We start from the raw sequence: 22331 nt of genomic DNA, 5'->3' as shown, positions 1-22331 counted from the left end.
GGGCGGGGGAAAGCACACATTCGTGCCGGATGCCCTCAACGCGCCCGGCGCCGTGAATGTTTCGCCCTGCGCGCCGCGCCGGGCGACCGCCTTGGGGAGAGGCTTTGCCTCTCCCCAAACCCCTCTCCAAGGTATTTTTGAAGCGATGAAGGAAGGACCCGGTCTGCCTATCCTCTTTCATGGAAGAAACCGTGGATGGTTTCGGCCAGTGCCTCGGAAATTCCGGTGACGTTCTGCAAATCCTCAAGCGACGCGGTGGACACGGCCTTGGCGCTTCCGAAATGGCTCAGAAGCGCTTTCTTGCGGCCCGCGCCCACGCCGGGAATGTCGTCCAGCGGGTTGGCCGAGATCGCCTTGGCCCGTTTCGCACGATGCGTGCCGATGGCGAAACGGTGCGCCTCGTCGCGCAAGCGCTGGACGAAATAGAGCACGGGGTCGTTGCGTTTGAGCGCGAAGGGCCGCTCACCATGCCGATGGAACTCCTCTTTGCCGGCGTCCCGGTCGATCCCCTTGGCGACGCCCACCATGGCGATGTCCTCGACCCCCAGATCCTCCATGATCTGGTTCACCGCCGACACCTGCCCCGCCCCGCCGTCGATGAGGAGGAGGTCGGGCCAGGCCTCGGTCTGGCGATCCGGATCCTCCTTCAGGAGCCGCTTGAAACGCCGGGTCAACACCTCTTTCATCATGCCGAAGTCGTCGCCGGGGGTCAGCTCTTCGCCTTTTATGTTGAACTTACGGTATTGCGACTTCAGGAATCCCTCGGCCCCGGCCACGATCATGGCGCCGACCGCATGGGCGCCCTGGATGTGGGAGTTGTCGTAGACCTCGATCCGCTTGGGCGGACCATCGAGCGCAAAGGCCTCGGCCAACCCGTCGAGCAGCCGCGCTTGGGTCGCGCTTTCCGACATCTTGCGGCCCAGCGATTCACGCGCATTCCGCGCAGCATTGGCCATGAGTTCCATCTTCTCGCCCCGCTGGGGCACTTCGATCGTGACCTTGCGCCCGAGTTTTTCGCCCAGAGCGCCCGCCATCAACTCGCGGTCCTCGATGTCGTGGGACAGGAGCAGCAGCCGCGCCGGGTCCTTGGTGTCGTAGAACTGGCCGATGAAGGCCTGCAACACCTCGGCCTCGCCCGCGCCCGCCCCGGTCTTGGGGTAGAAGTCGCGGTTGCCCCAGTTCTGGTTCGCCCGGATGAAGAATACCTGCACGCAGGCCTGGCCCCCCTCCATGTGGAGCGCGATGACGTCAGCCTCGGTCACGCCGCGCGGGTTGATGCCCTGCGACGACTGCACGCGGGTGAGCGCCGCGATCCGGTCGCGCAGGATGGCGGCGCGCTCGAACTCCATCTCCGCCGAGGCCTTCTGCATCTCGGCCGCAAGCTCGGATTGCACCTTGGTCGATTTGCCCGACAGGAACCGCTCGGCGTCCTTCACAAGCTCGGCGTAATCGGCTTGGGACACCCGTCCGTCACAGGGCCCCGAACACCGCTTGATCTGGTAGAGAAGACAGGGCCGCGTGCGACTTTCGAACATCGCGTCCGAGCAGTTGCGCAGCAAAAAAACCTTCTGAAGCTGGTTCAATGTTCGATTGACCGCATCCGCACTAGCAAACGGGCCATAGTAGGCTCCCTTCGTCTTCTTCGCGCCGCGATGTTTGCGGATCTGCGGAAAGCCGTGGTCCTTGGTCACGAGGATGTTCGGAAACGACTTGTCGTCGCGCAGGAGCACGTTGAAATGCGGCTTGAGTTGCTTGATGAGGTTTTGTTCGAGCAGCAGCGCCTCGGTTTCGGTGCGCGTGGTCAGGAACATCATGCTCGCCGTCTGCGAAATCATCCGCGCGATACGGGCGGAATGGCCGGTGCGATTTGCGTAATTCGAGACCCGGTTCTTCAGGCTTTTCGCTTTGCCCACATAGAGCACCCGGCCCTTGTCATCGAGCATCCGGTAGACGCCGGGCGAATTATCGAGCTTGCGCACGTAATCCCCGATGAGCGCATGGCCACGACGCCCCTCGGGGCCCTGAGGCGTGCCATCCGGCGACGTAGGGTTCTGGCCTGTTTCGTCCATTGGATCGGTCCACTGATTCCCGGCTTGGCTGCAATGTAGGTAGGACGGCGGCAAGAGCAAACAACTCCACAGTTTCTGTGGATAAGTCCGGGGAGCAATTCATTATCCGTGGAAATTTCCCTTGTTTCACTGGCCCCGGATCGCGCTGCCTAATTTTTAGGCGACAATATAAAACTCTGATAACATTGGAGAAAAAAGTAAAGGAAATGTAAAGGCATGAAATTGCTGGATAAAGGAGGTTGGATTTGGGCAAGTCTTCGCCAAAGTGCACAACTTGTCGCAGGTTTCGCTTGGAGAATGGCAATTGCGGCCGGAATCACGCCCCTGAAACGCCCGCGATGCGCGTCAATCCCGTGACGTCAGATCCGGTGTCTGCCAGGCGAGATGCTGTCCGCCGTCGACTGCGAGCATCTGTCCGGTTACGGCGCGCGCATCGAGGAAGTAGCCCAGCGCCGCGCAGATATCCTCGGGGTTCGAGCCACGGGCGAGGACCGTGTTTGCGCGCTGTTCGGCGAAGTCCTCGGCACCCTGGTGTGCACCCTGGAGGGTGGGTCCTGGTCCGATGCCGTTCACCCGCACATGAGGCGCCAGCGCGCGGGCCGCAGTCTGGGTCATGGCCCAGAGACCCATCTTGGCGATGGTGTAGCTGGCGAAATGCGGGGTCAGTTTCTTCACCCGTTGGTCGATCATGTTCAGGACCAGCGCCTGTGCGACCGGCTCGCCCCGGTCGTCGGGGATGGCACGAGGGGCTTGGTCGGCGAAGGACTGGGTCAGGAAGAAGGGCGCACGGAGGTTCGAGTTGATCGCGCGGTCCCAGCTTTCGGGCGTGGCGTCGTCGAACCCGTCGTGCTCGAAGATCGAGGCCGAGTTCACAAGGACGGTAAGCGGCTTGCCCAGCGCCTCCGACGCGCGCGGCACGAGGGCCTGCGTGGCCTCCATGTCCAGAAGATCGGCCTGTAGCGTGGCGGCGGAAACGCCCATATCCCGCAGGGCACGGGCGGTTTCCTCGGCACCGTCCTCGGACCCGGAATAGTGCACGGCCACTTCGTAGCCCCGCTGGCCCAAATAGAGCGCCATAGCCCGCCCGAGCCGCCCTCCGGCCCCTGTCACCAGCGCAGCGCTCACAGGATCACCATGACGGTGTAGAGCGCATAGAGCGCCACCAGCGCGGTGCCCCAGACCCGGCCCATGTACCAGCCCTTGAAGACGAAGGGCGCGAGCAGAAGCGAGGAGGCGAACATGACGACCATGTCGAAGCGCAGCATGAGCGGATCCACCGGGATGCGCCCGACGAAGGCCGCGACACCGATGATGCCCAGAAGGTTGAACATGTTCGAGCCGATGACGTTGCCCAAGACCACGTCGGTCTGACGCCGGTAGGCCGCCATGACCGTGGTCGCGAGTTCGGGAAGCGAGGTGCCCACGGCGACCAGCGTCAGGCCGATCACGGTTTCCGACACACCCAGAACGCGGGCGATCTCGGTCGCGTTCTCGACGAGGAGATTGGCCCCGATAGGAAGACCGACGAGGCCGATCACGAGGAAGAGGCCGATCTTCCAGCCGGCAAGGTCTGGGTCCGCACCCTCGACCTCGTCCAGTTCATCGCCTTCGACGGCCTGCCCGGCACGGCGGTGGCGCATCGACTCGCGGAAGGCATGGGCGAGCATGAAGGCGAGGCCTGCCAGCAGGATCACGCCCTGCACCCAGCCGAAACCGCCAAAAAGCGCCGCCAGCGTAACGAAGAGCACCGTCGCCACCATCATCTGGATGAAGCTGTCACGGCTGTCGCAGTCGCGGGTGGAAAGCCCGAAAAACAATGCGGGCACGCCAAGCACCAAGAGCACATTGGCGATGTTCGACCCCACGACATTGCCCAGCGCAAGCCCGGGCGCTCCGTCGAGCACCGCCTTGATCGACACCAGAAGCTCGGGCGCCGAAGTCCCGAAGGCCACGATCGTGAGGGACACGATGAGCGCCGGAATCCCGGCCCGAAGCGCGAGGTTCACCGCCCCCTTCACGAGGCTGTCGCCTGCCAGCAGAAGGATGACCAACCCGAGGGCCACGAGAAGAAGATTGACGATCATGACTTACCGCAGGGACAGGGGGATTTGCCCAGCCGGAACCGCCCGCACTTGGGGCATTTCGCGTCCTGGAGTTTCTGTTGGCCGGGAAAGCGCAGACGCCCGAACATGGCGAGCACCAGCATGAAAATGAGGAAGACGGAGATGATCTTGATCATGGATCAGAGACCGAACCGCGACCAGGCGAGTCGGTCGTCGAGCACATCCAGCGTCTCCGACGCGACCTGCGCGCCAAACCGTTTGAAGAGCGACTTCTTGGGGCCAAAGACGGAAAACTTCACGTCTTTCCCGAATTTCGTCTTCATAAAGGGTACCAGATGTTCGATTCCGTCAACGAGCCCAAGCTCCCGCGCACGTTCGCCCGCCCAGAATTCGCCCGAGAACACGGCGGGCTCGTCCGCCAGCCGCACGCCCCGGGAGGCTTTCACATGGTCGATGAAGGCCTCGTGGATCTGGCCACCGAGCGCCTTGATCCGGGCCACGTCCTCGGGGTTTTCGGGGCGGAAGGGATCGAGCTGCGACTTGCTCTCGCCCGAGGTGTAGACGCGCCGTTCGATACCGTGCTTGCCGATGAAATCCGCAAAGCCGAAGCTCGCCATGATGACGCCGATGGAGCCCACGATCGAGGACCGGTCGGCATAGATCTCGTCCGCCGCACAGGCGAGCCAATAGCCGCCCGAGGCGGCAGCATCCTCGACGAAGGCATAGACGGGCACCTCGTTCTCGTCGGCCAGACGCCGGATGCGCGCCGCGATGAGCGAGGATTGCACGGGACTGCCGCCCGGCGAATTGACCGAGAGCGCCACCGCGGCTGGCTTGCGCTTGAAGGCGCGTTCGATCACCGGGCCCAGGCTGTGATCGCTCAACTGCCCACGTGCGCCGGTGGAAATCGTGCCGTGAAGGCGTATGACCGCAACCATCGGGTCCGGTTTCATGAACGGAATGAAGCGCTTCATGCGGAGCGATGTAGAACCGCCCCCCTGCCCCTGCAAGGGCGGGAGGCGCTATAAAACGACCCTGTGGCGAAAACGCCGGGTCACGTCAGGTTCTGATCTTCCAGCCCGACCGGAAGATCGCGTTGATCACCACCAGACAGACCACGAGGAACACCGCGATCGCGGCGAGCGAAATCCCTACCGACACGTCGGAAATCCCGAAAAACGACCAGCGGAACCCGGAGACGAGATAGACTACGGGATTGAAGAGCGCGATGGTCTGCCAGGCCTCGGGCAGCATCGAGATCGAGTAGAAGGCCCCGCCCAGGAACACCAGCGGCGTGATCACCAGCATGGGGATCAGGTTCAATTGCTCGAAGTTCCCTGCCCAGATTCCGATGATGAACCCCAGAAGCGAAAAGCTGAAGCAGGTCAGCACCATGAAGGCGAGCATCGCGAAGGGATGCTGGATCTGCAAATCCACGAAGAGCGCCGCGGTGGCCAGGATGATGAGGCCGATCATCATCGACTTGGTCGCCGCCGCCCCTACGTAACCGATCACGATCTCCTTGGTCGACACGGGCGCCGAGAGGAGCTCATAGATCGTGCCGATGAACTTCGGGAAATAGATACCCAGCGCTGCGTTGGTCACCGACTGCATGAGCATCTGGAGCATCATCAGGCCCGGCACGATGAAAGCGCCATACTGCACGCCCTCGACCGTCTCGATGCGGCTGCCGATGGCGGCACCGAAGACCACGAAATAGAGCGAGGTCGAAACCACCGGGCTGACCACGCTCTGCCAGATCGACCGGAAGGTACGCGCCATTTCGAATTTGTAGATGGCGCCGATCGCGGTCCAGTTCATGCCGCGTCCTCCCTCTGTTCATGGACGAGGCCGACGAAGATGTCTTCGAGGCTCGATTGGCTGGTGGAGATGTCGGAGAGTTGCAGCCCCGATGCGCGCAGGCCCGCGAGAATATCGGTGATCCCGGTCTGCGGCGCCGCCGTGTCGTAAGTGTAGACGAGGCTCGTGCCGTCCTCGCCAAGTTCCACGCCCTTGGCGGCAAGGTCCGGGGGTACCCCGGACAGGGTCTGGTCGAGTTCTATGGTCAGAACCTTCTTGCCGAGGGACTTCATCAGCTCGTTTTTCTCCTTCACCAGAAGGATCTCGCCCTTGGATATCACCGCGACGCGGTCGGCCATCATCTCGGCCTCTTCGATGTAGTGGGTGGTGAGGATGATGGTCACGCCCGCGGCCTTCAATGCCTTCATCACCTCCCACATCTCCTTGCGCAGCTCGACGTCCACCCCGGCGGTGGGTTCGTCGAGAAACAGGATACGCGGCTCGTGGGAAAGCGCCTTGGCGATCATGACCCGGCGCTTCATGCCGCCGGACAGTTCGCGCAACTTGTTGTCGCGCTTGTCCCAGAGGGTCAGACTCTTCAGCACCTCCTCGATCTTCGCGTCGTCCTTCGGTTTACCGAAGAGCCCACGCGAAAAGCGCACGGTCGCGATGACCTTCTCGAAGACCTCGATGTTCATCTCCTGCGGAACGAGCCCGATCAGGTCGCGCGCCTTCCGGAAATCATTGACGGTGTCATAGCCGCCGACCGTCACGGAACCGCCGGTCTTGTTCGCCATGCCGGTCACGATGGAAATGAGCGTGGTCTTGCCCGCCCCGTTGGGACCGAGGAGTGCGAGCACTTCGCCTTCCTCGATGTCGAGGTCGACAGCTTTCAGGGCCTGGAACCCGTTGTCATAGGTCTTTTCGAGCCCCTTGATGGAAATGATCGGTGCCATCGTCCCCCTCCTGATCGTCGGTCTTTTCATGTTTGCGCCAACACGTCGGCCATAGGTAGGGCGCGCGGACCCGGCGCGCCACCCCTCTTGCAAGGTTGGCTGCGCACAGGGCGGACTTACGTTGCGCACATCGGCGCGCGTCATGAACCTTTCGGCCCGCTTCGCGTTGCAAAGACATGACCTACTCAGACGACACGTCAGCCGCTCCCGAAGCATCGGCGCATTTCTGGGGCGAAGAGGAGAACTTCTGGCTCGAGGGGCCGGACTACTACCGGGCTCATATGGTGCCTGACGCGGTGATGTCCTTTCCCGAGCCCACCGGACTTCTGAAGGGCGAGCAGGTGCTGGCCGCACTCGAAAACGCGCCGCGCTGGGACCGGGTGGTGTTCTTCGATAAAACCCGCGAGACCCTTGGCAACAAGGTCCGCCTCACCTACCGCGCCGAAGGCTGGAAGGACGGCGCAGCGAGCTACCTCGCCCGATGCGAAAGCACCTATGTGAAGATGGGCGGCGACTGGCTTCTCGCGAGCCACAAGCAGGAGCCGATCAAGTCGTAATCCGGTGAGCCTCTCGCTCGCATCGGCAGACCGCCAAGCGGCCAAGCGAGACATGCTCTAGACCGACTTCCGTGCTCGCAACGCCGCCGTAATCGTGCCATCGTCGAGATAGTCGAGCTCGCCACCGATGGGCACGCCCTGCGCCAGTGTCGTCACCGAACAGCGCCCCTCCAATTCCTCCGCGATGTAATGCGCCGTCGTCTGGCCCTCGACGGTGGCGTTGAGCGCGAGGATCACCTCGGACACGTTTTCATCCGCCACCCGCGCGATCAGCTTCGGAATCCGAAGCTCCTCGGGGCCCATCCCGTCCAGCGCCGACAGCGTGCCGCCCAACACGTGATACTTGCCCTTGAAGACCTGCGCCCGTTCCATCGCCCAGAGGTCCGCCACATCCTCGACCACGCAAAGCTCTCCATTAGCGCGTTTCTCGGAGGCGCAGATGTCGCAGACCGCCGTCGTGCCGATGTTGCCGCAGGTAATGCACTCCCGCGCGGAGGCTGCGACCTCGTGCATGGCATCGGCGAGGGGCGTAAGAAGCAACGCCCGCTTGCGGATAAGATGGAGCACCGCCCGGCGGGCCGAGCGGGGGCCGAGCCCCGGCAGCTTGGCCATCAGGTCGATCAGGTTGTCGATCTCACGCGGGGTGTCGGACATGGAAGGGGTCAGCCGCCGAAGGGATTGCCCATACCTGCGGGCAGGCCAAGCTCCTCGGTGATCCGTTGCATCTCCTGCGCCGAACGCTCGCTCGCCTTGACCTGCGCGTCCTTGATCGCGGCGAGGATCAGGTCCTCCACCACTTCCTTTTCGTTCGGGTCGAAAATCTGGGGATCGATGTCGAGCCCGGTCAATTCGCCCTTCGCGGTCGCCGTCGCCTTGACGAGCCCCGCGCCCGATTCCCCGGTCACGGTGATCGTGTCGAGCCGCTCCTGCATCTCGGCCATCTTGCCCTGCATTTCCTGTGCGGCCTTCATCATCTTGGCCATATCGCCAAGCCCGCCTAGTCCCTTGAGCATTGCTCTCTCCTTGATCCGTTTGGCCTTGATCCGTCTGGACCCTATATCGGGTCGCCCGTCAGGCCGTGCAACTCACTGATCCTCGAAGGGATCCCATTCATCTTCGACTTCCGCCAGCGCCTCCACGGCGGCTTCGGCCTCGGCGGCTTCCGGCGTGCGGATGTCCGCAATCCGCGCCTTTGGAAAGGCAGCGAGCACGGCCTGCACCAGGGGATGTGCCTCGGCCTCTTTCCGGCGGGCCAGTTCGTCGGCGTTCTGGGTCTCGTAGAGCGTCGGCGCGTCGGAGGTGCTGGTCACCGAGACGCCCCAGCGCACGCCGGTCCAGCCTTGCAGGCGGTTCGCCAGACGCGCGGCGAGGTCCGCGGGGGCCTCGGGCGTCGGCGTGAACTCGATGAAGCCGGGCCGATAGGCGGCGAGCCGGATGTATTTCTCGATGTCGTTCAGAAGCACCATGTCGCGGTTCGAGCGCACCAGCGCGACGACCGCTTCGAAGGTCTGGAACCGGGCGAGCGCATGTTCGGTCTGGGCGGCAAGCGCGGTGACGGTGCCGCCAGAACCACCACCGGTGCGCGCGCCGGAATAGGCGCCCGAACCGCCCATCGCGCCGCCGCCATTGCCCATCGGGGCACCACCGCCCGAAGGCGGCGGCGGGGGCGGCGCATCCTGCAACCGTTTCACAAGTTCCTCGGGCGAAGGCAGGTCCGACACATGGGTAAGCCGGATCACCGCCATTTCGGCCGCCATCATGGCATTGGGCGCCGCGCCGACCTCTTCGATGGCCTTCAAGAGCATCTGCCACATGCGGGCGAGCACCCGTTGGGGAAGCGCCTCGGCCATCCCCTGCCCCCGCGCGCGTTCGTCTGGCGATACGGTGGGGTCTTCGGCGGCCTCGGGCGTGATCTTGATGACGCTCACCCAATGAGTGACCTCGGCGAGGTCGCGCAGGACAGCCATCGGGTCGGCTCCGTCCGCATATTGCTGACCCAACTCGGTCAGTGCCCCCGCCGCGTCGCCCTTGAGGATCATGTCCATGAGGTCGAGCACCCGCCCCCGGTCGGCAAGACCCAGCATGGCACGGACCTGTTCGGCCGTCGTTTCGCCGGCCCCGTGGGAAATTGCCTGATCGAGGAGCGAGGTCGCATCCCGCGCCGACCCCTCCGCCGCGCGTGTGATCAGCGCGAGGGCATCGTCGGCGATTTCGGCGTTCTCTTTCGTGGCGATCTTGCGCAGGAGGGCGATCATGTCCTCGGGTTCGATCCGCCTGAGGTCGAAGCGCTGGCAGCGCGACAGGACCGTGACCGGCACCTTGCGGATCTCGGTCGTGGCGAAGATGAACTTCACATGGGCCGGCGGCTCCTCAAGCGTCTTCAGAAGCGCGTTGAAGGCGCTCGTGGACAGCATGTGAACTTCGTCGATGATGTAGATCTTGTAGCGGGCCGAGGCGGCGCGGTAGTGAACCGAGTCGATGATTTCGCGAATGTCGCCCACGCCCGTGCGCGAGGCCGCGTCCATCTCCATCACATCGACATGCCGCCCCTCGGCAATCGCCACGCAATGCTCGCATTGGCCACAGGGCTCAACCGTCGGCCCGCCGGTCCCATCGGGTCCGATGCAGTTCATCCCCTTGGCGATGATCCGGGCCGTCGTCGTTTTCCCGATCCCGCGAATCCCCGTCATGATGAAGGCCTGCGCGATCCGGTCCGCCGCGAAGGCGTTCTTCAGCGTGCGCACCATCGCGCCCTGCCCGATCAGGTCGGCAAAGGTCTCGGGGCGATATTTGCGGGCGAGCACCTGATAGGCGGTGGTGTCTGACATGGGTCCCTCGTCGTGTCCGGGTGAATGTAGGGGGTCCGGAGGGCGAGGTCCAGTTGGGTTGGGCGGGGCCGGTACGGGTCGGTTTTTCAGGAGCGGCTTCGGGCGCGCCTACTCCTGGCGTTAAGGACTTCGTTAAGGCGACTTCTGAAAATGTCTTAATTTCAGAGCCTTAAAGATCTCAGGATTCTGGAATTCCGGAATCCTGGAATCGCGTATTGCGCAGCCGCAGCCGTTGGCAGAGCATCACTCGCCTCCGCAGGATCCGCCACCCCGCAAAGAAAAAGGGCCGCCTCAAGGACGGCCCCGTTTCGTCACGTCTGTCGGCTCAGAGCCGTTCGATGGCGATGGCGATCCCCTGCCCGCCGCCGATGCACATCGTGATGAGGCCGATCTTGCCCCCCGTGCGTTCGAGTTCGTACATCGTCTTGATCGTGATGATCGCCCCGGTCGCACCGACCGGGTGGCCCAGCGCGATGGCGCCGCCGTTGGGGTTCACCTTGGCCGGGTCGAACCCAAGGTCATTGGAAACGGCGAGCGCCTGCGCGGCGAAGGCCTCGTTCGACTCGATCACGTCGAAATCTGCGACCTTCAGACCGGTGCGCTCCATCAGCGCGCGCACGGCCGGGATCGGGCCCACGCCCATGACCTCGGGCCGGACGCCGGCATGGGCATAGCCCAATACGCGGAACTTCGGCGAGAGGCCCGCCTTCTCTGCCGCCGAGGCGCGGGCGAGCACGATGGCCGCGGCCCCATCGTTGATGCCCGACGCGTTTCCGGCTGTCACCGTCCCGTCCTTCTCGAAGGCCGGCCGCAACCCGGCCAGCGCCTCGGCGCTCGTCGCCTTGGGGTGTTCGTCGGTATCGAACTGGACCGTCTCGCGACGCGAGGGGATCTCGACGGGCACGATCTGGTCCTTGAAGATACCCTTTTCGATGGCACGGGCCGCGCGCGTCTGGCTCTCGAGCGCGAAGGCGTCCTGATCCGCACGGCTCACGCCGTTCTCGCGGGCGACGTTTTCAGCCGTGACGCCCATGTGCCCCGTGCCGAAGGGACAGTTGAGCGCCCCCAGCATCATGTCGAGCGATTTCACATCCCCCATCTTCTGGCCCCAGCGCGCGGCGGGCAGGATGAAGGGCGAGCGGCTCATGCTCTCCGCTCCGCCGGCAAGGGCGAAATCCGCATCCCCCAGCATGAGCGACTGGGTGGCAGAGACGATGGCCTGCGCGCCCGATCCGCAGAGGCGGTTCACATTCATCGCGGGGGTGGTCTCCGGCACGCCGGCCTGCATCGCGGCAACGCGGCTGAGATACATGTCACGGGGTTCGGTGTTGATCACATGGCCGAAGACCACATGCCCGATCTGGCCGCCTTCGACGCCGGAGCGTTCCAGTGCCGCCTTGGCCACGGTCGCGCCGAGGTCGATGGGCGGGATGCCGGCGAGGCTGCCGCCGAAGGTGCCGATGGCGGTGCGTGCGCCGCCCAGAATGACGATGTCTTCCATGATATCCTCCAATGTTGCGCCGAACCTGAAGGCTCGTGCGCGGATGTCCAGTGCGAATGTCCCATTCTGCGCGGTGACGCCCCGTCAGGCCATCATGGGACAGAAAACACTCAGTCCGTGTCGACGTCCCGTTCGGATCCGCCGGGCGCCCTGTCTCGTGCGTATGCCGTGAGCTTGGCCACCCGTTCGCGAAAAAGACTGTCGTCGCCGCCCAGCACCTTTCGCAGTTCCGCGTCATAGGCATCGGCAAGCGGCGTGAGCGTTTCGACCATGTCGCGCCCCTTGTCGGTCAGGCTCAGGGCCACAAGGCGCCGGTCGAGTTCATTGGTGACCTTGGTGACATAGCCCGCCGCCTCAAGCCGCGAGGCCGCGCGGCTGACCTTGGGTTTGTCGAGCCCGACGCGCACCGTGATCTCGCGCACGGAAACGGCGTCCTCTTGGCTCAGATGGGCGACGACGCGCCACTCGGCCACCGTGATGCCGTAGCGTTCCCGGTAGTGGCGCGAGAAACCCGCGCTCACGGCGCGCGCCAGGACGGCCAGTTGATAAGGCAGAAAATCATCGAGTTTGAATGCGGTCACGTCGGTCTCCAGAAGGTCGTTCCGATCAAAAGGGATTACGTGGCTCCATGCAAGCCGCGCGCGCGGGGTTGCGAAGGCGCGCGTTCGCGTGTTGTCTCGCTCGGACGTGTCGGCGGGGGAGGATCGCATGCGGGCCGGAATCGTGACCTTGGTGGTCGCCTATGTCTTGTCGCAGTTTTATCGCGCATTCCTCGCCGTCATGGCCCCCGTCCTGGGGTCCGACATCGGCGCGACACCCGAAGACCTGTCGGCCGCATCTGGGCTCTGGTTTCTCGTCTTTGCCGGGATGCAGCTTCCGGTGGGATGGCTGCTCGATCACATCGGCCCGCGGCGCACGGCCTCGATCCTCTTCGGGCTGGGCGCGGGCGGCGGGGCCGCTGTCTTCGCCCTCGCGCAGGGACCCGGGCATGTGAGCCTCGCGATGGCGCTCATCGGGGTCGGCTGCTCACCCGTGCTCATGGCAGCCTATTTCACCTTTGCCCGCATCTACGAGCCGCGCGTCTTCGGCACGCTCGCCGGGATCGTGCTGGGGGTCGGCACCTTCGGAAACCTGATCGCCTCCTACCCGATGGCCTGGAGCGTCGACACCTTCGGCTGGCGCGAAACCATGGGGGCGCTCGCGGTCATCTCCACCACCGTCGCGCTGGTCCTCGCTGTGCTTGTGCGCGACCCGCCCGCCCTGGTCCACGAGGGCCCGGCGCCGCGCGGTTCGGTCCTGACCCTTCTGGCGATTCCCGCTCTCTGGTTCATCCTGCCGATGCAACTCGTGAACTACGCCCCCGCCGCGGGTCTTCGGGGCCTTTGGTCGGGGCCCTTTCTCGAAGACGTCTACGGCATGGGACCCGAGGGGATCGGCATGGTGACGCTGGTCATGGCGTTGGGGATGATCGCGGGCAACTTTGCCTATGGGCCGGCGGACCGGCTGTTTCGCACACGCAAGTGGGTGATCTTCGCGGGCAACCTCTGCTCGTCCGCCGCGCTCTTCACACTCTGGGCGATCCCTGCGGGCGGCGTGGTGACGACCACCATCCTCCTGACCGCTATCGGGTTCTTCGGGGCGTCCTTCCCCCTCATCATGGCACATGCGCGGGCGTTCTTTCCGCCGCATCTGACCGGCCAGGGCGTGACGCTCATCAACCTCATGGGGATCGGGGGCGTGTCGCTGTTCCAGTTCGTCACCGGCGGGCTCTATGCCGCGACGAAAACGGGCGCGACCGAACCGGTCGCGCCCTATGAAGCAATCCTGCTGCTCTATGCCCTCGCCGTGCTGGGGGGCTGCATCGTCTATCTCTTCAGCCGGGATACGACGACCTAGGCCGCCTTGGCCCCACGACGGCGGCTGCGGCTGCGCTGGCCGCCACCGTTCGCGGGCTTGCCCTGGGCCGCCGACTTCGGCTTGGACGAGCGCTGCCCGCCCTTGTGACCGCCGTTGCCGCCACCATTGCCACCGGCGCCGCCACCCCGGCGTCCGCCGCGTCCACGCTGTTTTTTCTCGGGCTCGACCTCTTCGGGGCGGGTGCCGCCCAGAACCGGGATGTCGATCTTCATGACCTTCTGGATCTGCTTGAGAAGCCCGATCTCGTCCCCGGTCACGAAGGCGATGGCATCGCCATCGGCACCGGCCCGCGCCGTGCGGCCGATCCGGTGGACGTAGTTCTCGGGCACTTCGGGCAGGTCGAAGTTGTAGACATGAGACACGCCGGGAATGTCGATCCCGCGCGCAGCCACATCCGTCGCCACGAGCACGCGGGCGTCGCCGTCTCGGAACGCCTGCAACGCACGGTCGCGCTGGCCCTGGCTTTTGTTGCCGTGGATCGAGACGGCCTTGAAGCCCGCCTCTTCCAACTGCCGCTTCAGCTTTTCCGAGCCATGCTTGGTGCGCCCGAAGACGAGCGACAGCGAGTCGGGCTCTTTCGACAGATACCTGATCAGGAGGTCGAGCTTCTCGCCCTTGGACTGGGCCCAATGCACGCCCTGGGTGATCTTGTCAGCGGCCTTGCCGGGGGCGGCCACCTGCACCTTCGCGGGGTCGGTCAGATAGGACCGCGACAGTTCTTCCATGAGCTTCGGCATGGTGGCGGAGAAAAGCATGGTCTGGCGCGGCGTGCCGAGCTTCGGCGCGATCTGACGCAGGGCATGGATGAAGCCCATGTCGAGCATCTGGTCGGCCTCGTCGAGGACGAGGAAGGTCGTCTCGCCCAGGCGCACCGCGCCGCGGTCCATCAGGTCGATGAGCCGGCCGGGCGTGGCGACGAGGATGTCGACGCCCTTCGTGAGCATCTGCGCCTGCTTGTTGATCGACAGACCGCCCACCACGGTGCCCACGAAAAGCTTCGTGCCCTTGGCATAGATGCGCAGGTTGTCGGCGATCTGCGACACCAGTTCGCGCGTCGGGGCGAGCACGAGGGCCTTCACCGTCTTGGGCATCGGTTTGCCCGGCTGGTTCATAAGGGTATGGATGAGCGGCAGGCCGAAGGCGGCCGTCTTGCCGGTGCCGGTCTGGGCGAGGCCCATGACATCGCGGCCCGAGAGCACCAGCGGGATGGCCTGCTCTTGAATGGGCGAGGGTTTGTCGTAGCCCGCCGTTTCGATTGCGGCGAGGAGTTTCGGGTCGAGCCCGAGATCGGAAAATTTGGTCATAATGTCTTTCTGGCGCGCATATGTCGCCTGTCCGGCGCGTGCGCCGCGCCGTCTTCGCATGGGACGCGCGGCCTCGTGACGCGGCTCATGCCCATCACCGTCCGGCGCGAAGCCCCCCTGCGTGACGTGGGAACTGATGTGATGGCCCGACCTGTCGCTGGATCGATTTTCGTCTTTCTGACGCGACGGCGGCTCACGCGGCCGCACTCGGGATAAGGGCCATATCGGTTGCTGCATGTGCAAAGTCAATGGATATCTTCATGAAACATCATGGGACCCCGCGCATTGTCCCCTTTCAAAGCGGGGGCGGTTCCTGTATTTCCCCCCGGACTTTTGACACACGCGAAGGAGAGCCACATGGGCTACAAGGTCATCGTCTGTGGCGCCACGGGTAACGTGGGCCGCGAAATGCTCAACATCCTGGCCGAGCGCCAGTTCCCGGTCGACGAGATCGCGGCGCTCGCGTCGCGCCGGTCGCTGGGAACCGAGGTGAGCTTTGGCGACAAGACCCTGAAGACCAAGGACCTCGACACCTTCGACTTCACGGGCTGGGATATCGCGCTCTTCGCGATCGGCTCGGACGCCACGAAGAAATATGCGCCCGTCGCGGCCAAGGCCGGCTGTGTCGTGATCGACAACTCGTCGCTCTATCGCTACGACCCCGAGATCCCGCTGATCGTGCCGGAGTGCAACCCGCAGGCGATCCACGACTACAAGAACAAGAACATCATCGCGAACCCGAACTGCTCGACCGCGCAGATGGTGGTGGCCCTGAAGCCGCTCCACGACCGCGCCAAGATCAAGCGCGTCGTCGTCTCGACCTATCAATCGGTATCGGGCGCGGGCAAGGAAGGCATGGACGAGCTCTGGGACCAGACCAAGGGCATGTATGTGCCGGGTCAGGAAAAAGACCCCGCGAAATTCCAGAAGCAGATCGCCTTCAACGTCATTCCGCAGATCGACGTCTTCATGGAAGACGGCTCGACCAAAGAGGAATGGAAGATGGTCGTCGAGACGAAGAAGATCGTCGACCCCTCGATCAAGGTGACGGCGACCTGCGTGCGCGTTCCGGTCTTCGTTGGCCATTCGGAAGCGGTGAACATCGAGACGGAGGAATTCCTCGACGAGGACGAGGCCCGCGACATCCTGCGCGAAGCCCCCGGCATCCTAGTCGTCGACAAGCGTGAACCCGGTGGTTACGTCACGCCGGTGGAATGCGTGGGCGACTTCGCGACCTTCATTTCGCGCATCCGTCAGGACCCGACCGTGGAGAACGGCCTGAACTTCTGGTGCGTGTCCGACAACCTGCGCAAAGGGGCCGCACTGAACGCCGTTCAGATTGCCGAGCTTCTGGGGCGCGAGGTCCTCAAGAAGGGCTAATCCCTCTATTGGACCGATCCAAAGGACGCCGCCGCGGGAGACCCCGGCGGCGTTTTTCGTTTCGGGCGCTCCGGCCAGATCCGGGCGTAGGTGAAGAAGCGCCGACGGTTGCGGGGCCACTAGGCGGGGTCCGGCGCAGGGGATAGCTTCGGCGGCAACACTGTCGAAAGGAAGGTATCCATGCGTGTTTCCGTTTCCCTCCTCGCCCTGCTCGCGGCCACGCCTGCGCTAGCGGACAGCTTCTATGCGCAGGCCCCCGTGGCGGCGGCGGTGATTTATCCGGATGGGGCGACGCTCACCCTGCGGGCCGAGGTCGAGCTGCCGGCGGGCACGCATGACGTGATGATCCCCTATCCGGGCGCGGCGGCTTCGGGCGCCTTGCCCCGGGTGGCGACCTCGGAAGGTGTGGTGATCGGCGCCCTCGGGTTTCGGGAGGATCGCGTAGCCGACCCGACCGCGCTTTATTCCCCCGCACAACGGGCCGCGCTCGAGGCCGTCGAAGCCGCAGAAGAGGAGGCAGAGGCGAAACGCGACGAACTCGCGCTCGCCCAGACCGAGATCGCGGCGCTCAAGGCCCGGCTCGACTACCTCGCCGCGATCGCCCCGCCGGAGGCCGGAACCGCAGAGGAGATCCTTGCCGTGGCCGATCTCGTCTCGAACCAGACGCTGACCACGCAGGCCGCGCTCGAGGAGGCGCGCAAGCGCCTGCGGCCCCTGACTGAAGAGATGGACGAGCTGACCGCCGCCGTAGAGGCCGCGCAGGCCGCGTTGGACCGCCTTGCGCCGCCCGGCCAGGTGAACGAGATGCTGACGGTCGAAGTGACGGCGGCAGAGGCCGGGCCGGTCACGCTCGAACTGACCGAACAGACCTGGAACGCGGGCTGGCGGGTGGACTACGACGTGAACCTCGACCGCGCGGCAGGCGTGATAGACCTCGACCGCAAGATCGTGGTCATGCAGGAGACCGACCGCGCCTGGACCGATGTGGCGATGACCTTCTCGACCGCGCGGCCCAGTGACCGGATCGCGCCGTCCGAGGTCTGGCCCGACCTGGCAGATATCTACGACCCCGCCCCGCCGATGCCGCTGGCCCGCGACGGAGCGGCGGATTTCGCGCGGGAAGAAATGATGGCGGTGGCCGAGCCCGCGCCGGCCGAAATGAAGACGGCGGGGTTGGTCGTCGACGGGCTGGCCGTGACCTACGTCTATCCCGACCCCGTGACCATCGTGCCGGGCGAGGCCGCCGAACTCGCGCTCGACACGCTCACCCTGGATGCCGAGACGACCATCGAAGCCGCGCCGCGCTATGACGAGACCGCCTTCCTCGTGGCCGACATAGTTAACGTCACGGGCGAGCCGATCCTGCCGGGAACGGCAAGTATCTCGCGTGACGGATATCTCGTCGGTCAGACCGATCTGGCTCTGATCCCGGCCGGTGCGGAAGAAACGCTTGCCTTCGGGCCGATCGAATCCATCCGCCTCGACACAATCTTCAAGCGCAACGCCGAAGGCGACCGGGGGATCATTTCGCGCTCGTCGAACCGCCGGCAAGAGATCACCTTCACGGTCGAAAACCTGTCGAACGAGACACAGGAGGTCCGCGCGCTCTTCCCGCTCACCTTCTCGGAGAAGGAGGAACTCGACGTCACGGTAACAGCGACGCCCGCGCCCGACGAGACCGATGTGGAAGACCGGCGCGGTGTCAGCGCCTGGGATCTGACCGTCGCGCCCGGCGAGACCCGGACGGTCGAAATCGTCGTGGACCTCGACTGGCCCGAGGGCAAGGAGCTTGGCTGGAACCCGTAAGCCTGCGGACGGGCGCAATCCGGAATTCACAAGACGGCGAAGGGCGGGCGGCACACATGTCGCCCGGCCCTGTCCCTCTGCGGGCCCCGTGCCCCTTTGGTAAAATCCGGCTCGAAGCACACAAATTGGCCAGACGAGGGCGCGATTTGTGCCCTGAATCACCGGCAGGTTGAGGGCGTCGGACAAGAACCGACCCTGCGGCAAAGCCCGCCCTGCCCGGCCCCCATGGTCCGGGCGCAGGTCCCCGAGGCCCTGACCGAAAAACCGGTTCCTTCAATGTGAACGCGCGTGGCTCCGTGAGCCCGTCGAACCGGAGACCCGTCATGCCCACGAATGTCCTGCCTTTCCCGTCCGCACATCCCGCCAACACCAATGCCGGCACCGAATCGCAATGCCCCGGCGCGGTCATCTCGCTCACGGCCTGGCGAAAGCGCACGCGGGCGCGTCGCACCGCAGGCGGCGTGTTCTTCATGACACCCGTCCTGACCACCACCGGCGATTTCGCCTGAGACCTCAAACCAGAAGGAGAAAGACCATGGCCGTCCAAGACTTCGACACCCTTTGCACCGACATCATCGCCACCGGTCCTTCGCTGGCCGACAAGGTCCGCCGGGGGCGACTTGCCGCGCTCGCATCGCTTCGCGCAAAGGCCGCAGCGTCGCAAAACGTCGTCTCGATCTTCGACAATGTGCTTCCCCTGCGCGAAGCGGTCCCCGTCTTTCACAGCCGTCGCGTGAAACGCACCCGCCCGATGTCGCGCCTTCTTTTGACCAATCCGACCGCCGCCTGAGAGGTGATTCTTCAGAAATAAGGCAGAGCGACATATCCGCGCCGCATTACCCGGGGCAGTTATCGGCAATCGGGGCGCTCGCGCGTCGGAAAGGGGCAAATCAAGAGATCATTCCGTGTCGAAAGAATGAAATGCCACGCCTTTGCCCCAATTGAGCACATTTCCCGCCCGAATCGGGGCGCAGCTTTGACTGCATCGGAACCAAAAAGTGCCAACGAGGTGAAGAATGGCTGCCACCAGTCGAACCCGCCCCGGACAGGACGCCGAAGACGAAAACGTCGTTCCCTTCAACAAGCTACACCAAGCTGTTGAAACGAGGGACCGCCGCCAACGCCTGCCGCACCTGTCCTGTGCCGACATCGAAGACTTCTTTGCTCATGCCGAGAAGCGCAACCGGATCAACAAGCTCGCAGCCTGACCACTGCGCTCGCTGATCCCAAGACCAAGAACCTGACCAAACCTTCGAACAACCCGGCCGACAAAAACAAAGAACGGCCATAAGATCCTGGGGAAGACCAAAATGACCAACAACGTGATCGAACTCGCCGCCCACCGTGCCGCTGTCAAAGCCGCCACCACGGATGCTCCGGCCAAGGTCATCCATTCCGAAAACAACGTGATCTCCATCTTCGAGTGGAAAGCCCAGGGGCACCAGCGCAAGTCGGCTGCCATCATGTCCACGACCGATGTTCTCGCCTTCGGCGGCTACGCCGCCTGAACTGTCACGCCATTTTCACGGAGATTCCCGACATGACCCTGCTCGAAAAGGCCCGGATGGGCCGCCAAGCCGCGCTCGCTTCGCTTGCCGAAAAGAATGATGACACGACCAGCGTGGTTTCGATCTTCGATTTCGCCAGCGAGCGTGACAAGCGCCGGCAACCCGCGCCGATCCCCTCGTTCCATTCGATCCGGTCGCATGGCAGCGTGGTGAAGATCGCCGCCTAGAACCACCCCACTCTCCCCCTCCGAAGCAAGGTCGGGCGCTGGCGGCGCCCGGCCTTTTCCTTTGCAGGCCTACGCCCAGAAATACCGGACCAGGTGGAAGAACACCGGAGCAGAGAAGACCACCGAGTCGAGCCGGTCGGTAAAGCCGCCATGCCCCGCGATCAGATGGCCCCAGTCCTTCACGCCCTTGTCCCGCTTGATCGTGGACATGACGAGCCCGCCGAAGAAGCCCAGCGCCACGACCACGGCCGCCATGAGCCCGGCCTGCCAGATCGCGAAGGGCGTGAGCCAGACGAGCAGCATGCCCAGAACAACCGACGACGCCATGCCGCCGGCGAAGCCTTCCCAAGTCTTCGAGGCGGAGAGCGTGGGCGCGATCCGGTGGCGGCCAAAGAGCATGCCGAAGAGGTATTGCAGGACGTCCGCCCCCTGCACGACCACCACGAGCCAGGCGATGAGAAGCACCCCGCGCCCCTCGAACCCCGGAATGATGAGCGTGATCAGCGCGGGCACGTGGCTGACCGCGAAGACCGCGATCATGAGACCCCACTGGGTTTCCGCCACGCGGGTCAGGAAGCGGTCAGTATCGCCTCGTAGCGCGACGAGGATCGGCATGAAGAGGAAGGCATAGACCGGGATGAAAATCGAATAGAGCCCGTACCAGCCCCGATAGACCAGCCAATATTGAAACGGAATGATCACGAAGAAGGACACGAGCAGGGCCCAGTGATCGGCGCGGGCCTTGGAGGTGAGCGTGAGAAACTCACGCAGCGCCGCGAAGGAGAGGAAGGCGAACAGGACGACAACGCCGAAGCGCCCGAAGAGAAAGGCGATGGCCATGAGCGCGACCATCCCCCACCAGGACGCGATCCGCGCGTTGAGGTTCTCGATCACCGCGTTGCGCCCGTCCGCGTCGTAGCGCTGGCGCAGCACCTCGCCGATGGCGGTCGCGACGGACAGAACGACGATCACCGCCAGAAGCAGCCGGAAGAACTCGACCGGGGCGCTCATGGCTCTTCCTTGGGTTTGAGCGCGAGGAGCGCGTTGCGGGCGCGGGTGAGGAAGGTGTCCTTGTCCTCGTCTGGCCGCAGATGGATCGGCTTGCCGAAGGTGACCGTGCACAGGAGTGGAACCGGAATCACCTCGCCCTTGGGCAAAATGGCGTTCAGGTTCTCGATCCAGGTCGGAACAAGGTCGACGCGCGGGCGCCGGGTCGCCACGTGGAAAAGCCCGGTGCGAAACGGCAGAAGGGAATCGGGTCCCATGTTCCGGTTGCCCTCGGGAAAGAGGATGAGACTCGCCCCCTCGTCAAGCGCCGCGACCATGAGCGCCACCGGGTCATCGGTGCGCGTCTCGGGGTTGCGGTCGATCAGGACGGCGCGAAACGCCTCCTTCCCTACGAAGGACCGAAGCGGCGTGGTCAGCCAGTAGTCCGCCGCCGCCACGGGCCGGGTACGCCGTCGCATCGCCTCGGGAAGCGAGGCCCAGGCAAGCACGAAATCCCCGTTCGAGGTGTGGTTGGCGAAATAGATGCGCTGGTGGGGGATCGGCTCGATCCCCTGCCAGACGGTCCGGGGTGCGGTGATGAGCCGGGCGAAAAGCACGATGGCGTCGCCCGTGATCCGGGCGGCAAGCCTGCGCAGGCCCCCCGTGAGCCCCGCCCCGGTCATACGTGGACGAAGGCCCCGCTGGCGCCGTCGAACTGCATGAGCCCGCCTTCGCCGATGTCGTGCCAGAGGCCATGCAGGGTCAGTTCTTCCGCCTCGACCGCCGCCTTCACGAAGGGGAAGGTCATCAGGTTCTCGAGCGACACTTTCACCGCTTCACGCTCCAGCGCGTGGATGTCGCCGTGATCGTCGATCCGGTCATATCCGGGTTTCAGGATCTCCATCCAGCGCCCCACGAAGCTGGTTTTTTCCTGAAGCTGCGGTGCCTTGCCGTTGGCCATGTCGTGATAGCCCTGCACGCCGCCACAGGCCGAGTGACCGATCACGATCACATGGGCGACCTTGAGCGCGGTCACGGCATATTCCACGGCGGCCGAAGTCCCGTGTTGTTGTCCGTCGGGCTGATAGGGCGGCACGAGGTTGGCGATATTGCGGTGGATGAAGAACTCCCCCTGGTCCGCGCCGAAGATCGAGGTGACATGCACGCGGCTGTCGCAGCAGGAGATGATCATCGCACGCGGGTGCTGTCCTTCCGAGGCCAATCGCCGATACCAGGACTTGTTCTCGGAATAGGCCGTCGCCTTCCAGCCATGATACCGTTGAACCAGATAATTCGGCAGCAATCGCGCGTTGTGCATCCCGACCTCTTCTTCTTGACCGTTCGTAAGGTTACCCGTGGTTATAGCGGTTTTGCGGGAAATTCGAGCGATTTCAGGCGCGAACGGCAACGATTTCTTGAGGCAGATCA

General features: G+C 64.4%; 25 protein-coding genes. 9 read left to right on the top strand and 16 right to left on the bottom strand.

Annotated elements, in window-relative coordinates:
• Positions 1 to 167 precede the first annotated feature (167 nt).
• From uvrC to KJP29_RS01280, 7 genes are all read right to left on the bottom strand, one after another.
• Entirely contained in the window at positions 168 to 2069 is a 1902-nt protein-coding gene (gene uvrC / locus KJP29_RS01310) for an excinuclease ABC subunit UvrC (protein ID WP_218461737.1), read from the bottom strand.
• Between the two features lie 345 nt (positions 2070 to 2414).
• Positions 2415 to 3146, bottom strand: a complete 732-nt coding sequence (locus KJP29_RS01305) for an SDR family oxidoreductase (RefSeq protein WP_370630754.1) — start codon at positions 3144 to 3146, stop codon at positions 2415 to 2417.
• A gap of 44 nt (positions 3147 to 3190) precedes the next feature.
• Positions 3191 to 4153, bottom strand: coding sequence for a calcium/sodium antiporter (locus KJP29_RS01300; RefSeq protein WP_218461735.1), 963 nt, complete (start codon positions 4151 to 4153; stop codon positions 3191 to 3193).
• The gene (locus KJP29_RS01295; protein ID WP_218461734.1) at positions 4150 to 4308 is read right to left on the bottom strand and encodes a hypothetical protein; all 159 of its coding nucleotides are present in this window, start codon (positions 4306 to 4308) and stop codon (positions 4150 to 4152) included. The genes KJP29_RS01300 and KJP29_RS01295 overlap by 4 nt, the downstream gene beginning before the upstream one ends.
• A 3-nt stretch (positions 4309 to 4311) precedes the next feature.
• Positions 4312 to 5106, bottom strand: coding sequence for a S49 family peptidase (locus KJP29_RS01290; RefSeq protein ID WP_218461733.1), 795 nt, complete (start codon positions 5104 to 5106; stop codon positions 4312 to 4314).
• 85 nt (positions 5107 to 5191) lie between these two features.
• Positions 5192 to 5953, bottom strand: a complete 762-nt coding sequence (locus KJP29_RS01285; RefSeq protein ID WP_218461732.1) for an ABC transporter permease — start codon at positions 5951 to 5953, stop codon at positions 5192 to 5194.
• Positions 5950 to 6888: an ABC transporter ATP-binding protein gene (locus KJP29_RS01280; RefSeq protein WP_218461731.1), complete on the bottom strand. Its 939-nt coding sequence runs from the start codon at positions 6886 to 6888 to the stop codon at positions 5950 to 5952. The genes KJP29_RS01285 and KJP29_RS01280 overlap by 4 nt, the downstream gene beginning before the upstream one ends.
• Before the next feature lie 176 nt (positions 6889 to 7064).
• On the opposite strand from KJP29_RS01280, the gene KJP29_RS01275 reads away from it, so the two are divergent.
• Entirely contained in the window at positions 7065 to 7445 is a 381-nt protein-coding gene (locus tag KJP29_RS01275) for a nuclear transport factor 2 family protein (protein ID WP_218461730.1), read from the top strand.
• Between the two features lie 57 nt (positions 7446 to 7502).
• Here the strand turns inward: KJP29_RS01275 and recR are convergent, their stop codons facing one another.
• The 5 genes from recR to KJP29_RS01250 form a co-directional block, all read right to left on the bottom strand.
• Complete coding sequence (gene recR, locus KJP29_RS01270) at positions 7503 to 8099, bottom strand: recombination mediator RecR (RefSeq protein WP_218461729.1); 597 nt, start codon at positions 8097 to 8099, stop codon at positions 7503 to 7505.
• 8 nt (positions 8100 to 8107) lie between these two features.
• Entirely contained in the window at positions 8108 to 8458 is a 351-nt protein-coding gene (locus KJP29_RS01265; protein WP_218461728.1) for a YbaB/EbfC family nucleoid-associated protein, read from the bottom strand.
• A 72-nt stretch (positions 8459 to 8530) separates the two neighbouring features.
• Positions 8531 to 10273 carry a DNA polymerase III subunit gamma/tau gene (locus KJP29_RS01260; RefSeq protein ID WP_218461727.1) on the bottom strand — a complete coding sequence of 581 codons (1743 nt, stop codon included), beginning with the start codon at positions 10271 to 10273 and terminating at the stop codon, positions 8531 to 8533.
• Positions 10274 to 10598: 325 nt separating this feature from the next.
• The gene (locus KJP29_RS01255) at positions 10599 to 11774 is read right to left on the bottom strand and encodes an acetyl-CoA C-acyltransferase family protein (protein ID WP_218461726.1); all 1176 of its coding nucleotides are present in this window, start codon (positions 11772 to 11774) and stop codon (positions 10599 to 10601) included.
• 110 nt (positions 11775 to 11884) lie between these two features.
• The gene (locus KJP29_RS01250; RefSeq protein ID WP_370630752.1) at positions 11885 to 12355 is read right to left on the bottom strand and encodes a MarR family winged helix-turn-helix transcriptional regulator; all 471 of its coding nucleotides are present in this window, start codon (positions 12353 to 12355) and stop codon (positions 11885 to 11887) included.
• A 127-nt stretch (positions 12356 to 12482) separates the two neighbouring features.
• Here KJP29_RS01250 and KJP29_RS01245 point away from each other — a divergent pair, with 127 nt between their 5' ends.
• The gene (locus tag KJP29_RS01245) at positions 12483 to 13670 is read left to right on the top strand and encodes an MFS transporter (protein WP_218461724.1); all 1188 of its coding nucleotides are present in this window, start codon (positions 12483 to 12485) and stop codon (positions 13668 to 13670) included.
• Here the strand turns inward: KJP29_RS01245 and KJP29_RS01240 are convergent.
• The gene (locus tag KJP29_RS01240) at positions 13667 to 14995 is read right to left on the bottom strand and encodes a DEAD/DEAH box helicase (RefSeq protein WP_218461723.1); all 1329 of its coding nucleotides are present in this window, start codon (positions 14993 to 14995) and stop codon (positions 13667 to 13669) included. The two genes, KJP29_RS01245 and KJP29_RS01240, sit on opposite strands and share 4 nt — an antisense overlap.
• Before the next feature lie 357 nt (positions 14996 to 15352).
• On the opposite strand from KJP29_RS01240, the gene KJP29_RS01235 reads away from it, so the two are divergent.
• The 7 genes from KJP29_RS01235 to KJP29_RS01205 all read left to right on the top strand — a co-directional run bounded on the left by KJP29_RS01235 (position 15353) and on the right by KJP29_RS01205 (position 19916).
• Entirely contained in the window at positions 15353 to 16375 is a 1023-nt protein-coding gene (locus KJP29_RS01235; protein WP_218461722.1) for an aspartate-semialdehyde dehydrogenase, read from the top strand.
• 180 nt (positions 16376 to 16555) lie between these two features.
• On the top strand, positions 16556 to 18181 hold the full coding sequence (locus KJP29_RS01230) for a mucoidy inhibitor MuiA family protein (protein WP_218461721.1): 1626 nt from the start codon (positions 16556 to 16558) through the stop codon (positions 18179 to 18181).
• Positions 18182 to 18504: 323 nt separating this feature from the next.
• The gene (locus KJP29_RS01225; protein ID WP_218461720.1) at positions 18505 to 18690 is read left to right on the top strand and encodes a hypothetical protein; all 186 of its coding nucleotides are present in this window, start codon (positions 18505 to 18507) and stop codon (positions 18688 to 18690) included.
• 26 nt (positions 18691 to 18716) lie between these two features.
• Entirely contained in the window at positions 18717 to 18971 is a 255-nt protein-coding gene (locus KJP29_RS01220) for a hypothetical protein (RefSeq protein ID WP_218461719.1), read from the top strand.
• Between the two features lie 226 nt (positions 18972 to 19197).
• On the top strand, positions 19198 to 19389 hold the full coding sequence (locus KJP29_RS01215) for a hypothetical protein (protein WP_218461718.1): 192 nt from the start codon (positions 19198 to 19200) through the stop codon (positions 19387 to 19389).
• A 102-nt stretch (positions 19390 to 19491) separates the two neighbouring features.
• The gene (locus KJP29_RS01210) at positions 19492 to 19689 is read left to right on the top strand and encodes a hypothetical protein (RefSeq protein ID WP_218461717.1); all 198 of its coding nucleotides are present in this window, start codon (positions 19492 to 19494) and stop codon (positions 19687 to 19689) included.
• Positions 19690 to 19721: 32 nt separating this feature from the next.
• A complete protein-coding gene (locus tag KJP29_RS01205) occupies positions 19722 to 19916 on the top strand; it encodes a hypothetical protein (protein WP_218461716.1) in 195 nt (64 codons plus the stop codon).
• Between the two features lie 69 nt (positions 19917 to 19985).
• Here KJP29_RS01205 and KJP29_RS01200 read toward each other — a convergent pair whose 3' ends face one another.
• From KJP29_RS01200 to KJP29_RS01190, 3 genes are read right to left on the bottom strand one after another with little or no spacing between them, the layout of a single operon-like run.
• Entirely contained in the window at positions 19986 to 20927 is a 942-nt protein-coding gene (locus KJP29_RS01200) for a phosphatidate cytidylyltransferase (RefSeq protein WP_218461715.1), read from the bottom strand.
• The gene (locus KJP29_RS01195; protein WP_218461714.1) at positions 20924 to 21586 is read right to left on the bottom strand and encodes a 1-acyl-sn-glycerol-3-phosphate acyltransferase; all 663 of its coding nucleotides are present in this window, start codon (positions 21584 to 21586) and stop codon (positions 20924 to 20926) included. The genes KJP29_RS01200 and KJP29_RS01195 overlap by 4 nt, the downstream gene beginning before the upstream one ends.
• Positions 21583 to 22221, bottom strand: coding sequence for a carbonic anhydrase (locus tag KJP29_RS01190; RefSeq protein WP_218461713.1), 639 nt, complete (start codon positions 22219 to 22221; stop codon positions 21583 to 21585). Before KJP29_RS01190 ends, KJP29_RS01195 begins: the two co-directional genes overlap by 4 nt.
• Positions 22222 to 22331: the final 110 nt, after the last annotated feature.

This window comes from Maritimibacter sp. DP1N21-5 (genome assembly GCF_019218295.1).
Lineage (GTDB): Bacteria > Pseudomonadota > Alphaproteobacteria > Rhodobacterales > Rhodobacteraceae > Maritimibacter.
Note: the sequence above shows the minus strand (reverse complement) of the source record. Positions and strands in the feature narration are given on the sequence as shown.

Excerpts from the sequence above, each read along its gene's own strand:
- uvrC (WP_218461737.1), bottom strand. The coding sequence starts at position 2,069 with ATGGACGAAACAGGCCAGAACCCTACGTCGCCGGATGGCACGCCTCAG.
- KJP29_RS01305 (WP_370630754.1), bottom strand. The coding sequence starts at position 3,146 with ATGGCGCTCTATTTGGGCCAGCGGGGCTACGAAGTGGCCGTGCACTAT.
- KJP29_RS01300 (WP_218461735.1), bottom strand. The coding sequence starts at position 4,153 with ATGATCGTCAATCTTCTTCTCGTGGCCCTCGGGTTGGTCATCCTTCTG.
- KJP29_RS01295 (WP_218461734.1), bottom strand. The coding sequence starts at position 4,308 with ATGATCAAGATCATCTCCGTCTTCCTCATTTTCATGCTGGTGCTCGCC.
- KJP29_RS01290 (WP_218461733.1), bottom strand. The coding sequence starts at position 5,106 with ATGAAGCGCTTCATTCCGTTCATGAAACCGGACCCGATGGTTGCGGTC.
- KJP29_RS01285 (WP_218461732.1), bottom strand. The coding sequence starts at position 5,953 with ATGAACTGGACCGCGATCGGCGCCATCTACAAATTCGAAATGGCGCGT.
- KJP29_RS01280 (WP_218461731.1), bottom strand. The coding sequence starts at position 6,888 with ATGGCACCGATCATTTCCATCAAGGGGCTCGAAAAGACCTATGACAAC.
- KJP29_RS01275 (WP_218461730.1), top strand. The coding sequence starts at position 7,065 with ATGACCTACTCAGACGACACGTCAGCCGCTCCCGAAGCATCGGCGCAT.
- recR (WP_218461729.1), bottom strand. The coding sequence starts at position 8,099 with ATGTCCGACACCCCGCGTGAGATCGACAACCTGATCGACCTGATGGCC.
- KJP29_RS01265 (WP_218461728.1), bottom strand. The coding sequence starts at position 8,458 with ATGCTCAAGGGACTAGGCGGGCTTGGCGATATGGCCAAGATGATGAAG.
- KJP29_RS01260 (WP_218461727.1), bottom strand. The coding sequence starts at position 10,273 with ATGTCAGACACCACCGCCTATCAGGTGCTCGCCCGCAAATATCGCCCC.
- KJP29_RS01255 (WP_218461726.1), bottom strand. The coding sequence starts at position 11,774 with ATGGAAGACATCGTCATTCTGGGCGGCGCACGCACCGCCATCGGCACC.
- KJP29_RS01245 (WP_218461724.1), top strand. The coding sequence starts at position 12,483 with ATGCGGGCCGGAATCGTGACCTTGGTGGTCGCCTATGTCTTGTCGCAG.
- KJP29_RS01240 (WP_218461723.1), bottom strand. The coding sequence starts at position 14,995 with ATGACCAAATTTTCCGATCTCGGGCTCGACCCGAAACTCCTCGCCGCA.
- KJP29_RS01235 (WP_218461722.1), top strand. The coding sequence starts at position 15,353 with ATGGGCTACAAGGTCATCGTCTGTGGCGCCACGGGTAACGTGGGCCGC.
- KJP29_RS01230 (WP_218461721.1), top strand. The coding sequence starts at position 16,556 with ATGCGTGTTTCCGTTTCCCTCCTCGCCCTGCTCGCGGCCACGCCTGCG.
- KJP29_RS01225 (WP_218461720.1), top strand. The coding sequence starts at position 18,505 with ATGCCCACGAATGTCCTGCCTTTCCCGTCCGCACATCCCGCCAACACC.
- KJP29_RS01220 (WP_218461719.1), top strand. The coding sequence starts at position 18,717 with ATGGCCGTCCAAGACTTCGACACCCTTTGCACCGACATCATCGCCACC.
- KJP29_RS01215 (WP_218461718.1), top strand. The coding sequence starts at position 19,198 with ATGGCTGCCACCAGTCGAACCCGCCCCGGACAGGACGCCGAAGACGAA.
- KJP29_RS01210 (WP_218461717.1), top strand. The coding sequence starts at position 19,492 with ATGACCAACAACGTGATCGAACTCGCCGCCCACCGTGCCGCTGTCAAA.
- KJP29_RS01205 (WP_218461716.1), top strand. The coding sequence starts at position 19,722 with ATGACCCTGCTCGAAAAGGCCCGGATGGGCCGCCAAGCCGCGCTCGCT.
- KJP29_RS01200 (WP_218461715.1), bottom strand. The coding sequence starts at position 20,927 with ATGAGCGCCCCGGTCGAGTTCTTCCGGCTGCTTCTGGCGGTGATCGTC.
- KJP29_RS01195 (WP_218461714.1), bottom strand. The coding sequence starts at position 21,586 with ATGACCGGGGCGGGGCTCACGGGGGGCCTGCGCAGGCTTGCCGCCCGG.
- KJP29_RS01190 (WP_218461713.1), bottom strand. The coding sequence starts at position 22,221 with ATGCACAACGCGCGATTGCTGCCGAATTATCTGGTTCAACGGTATCAT.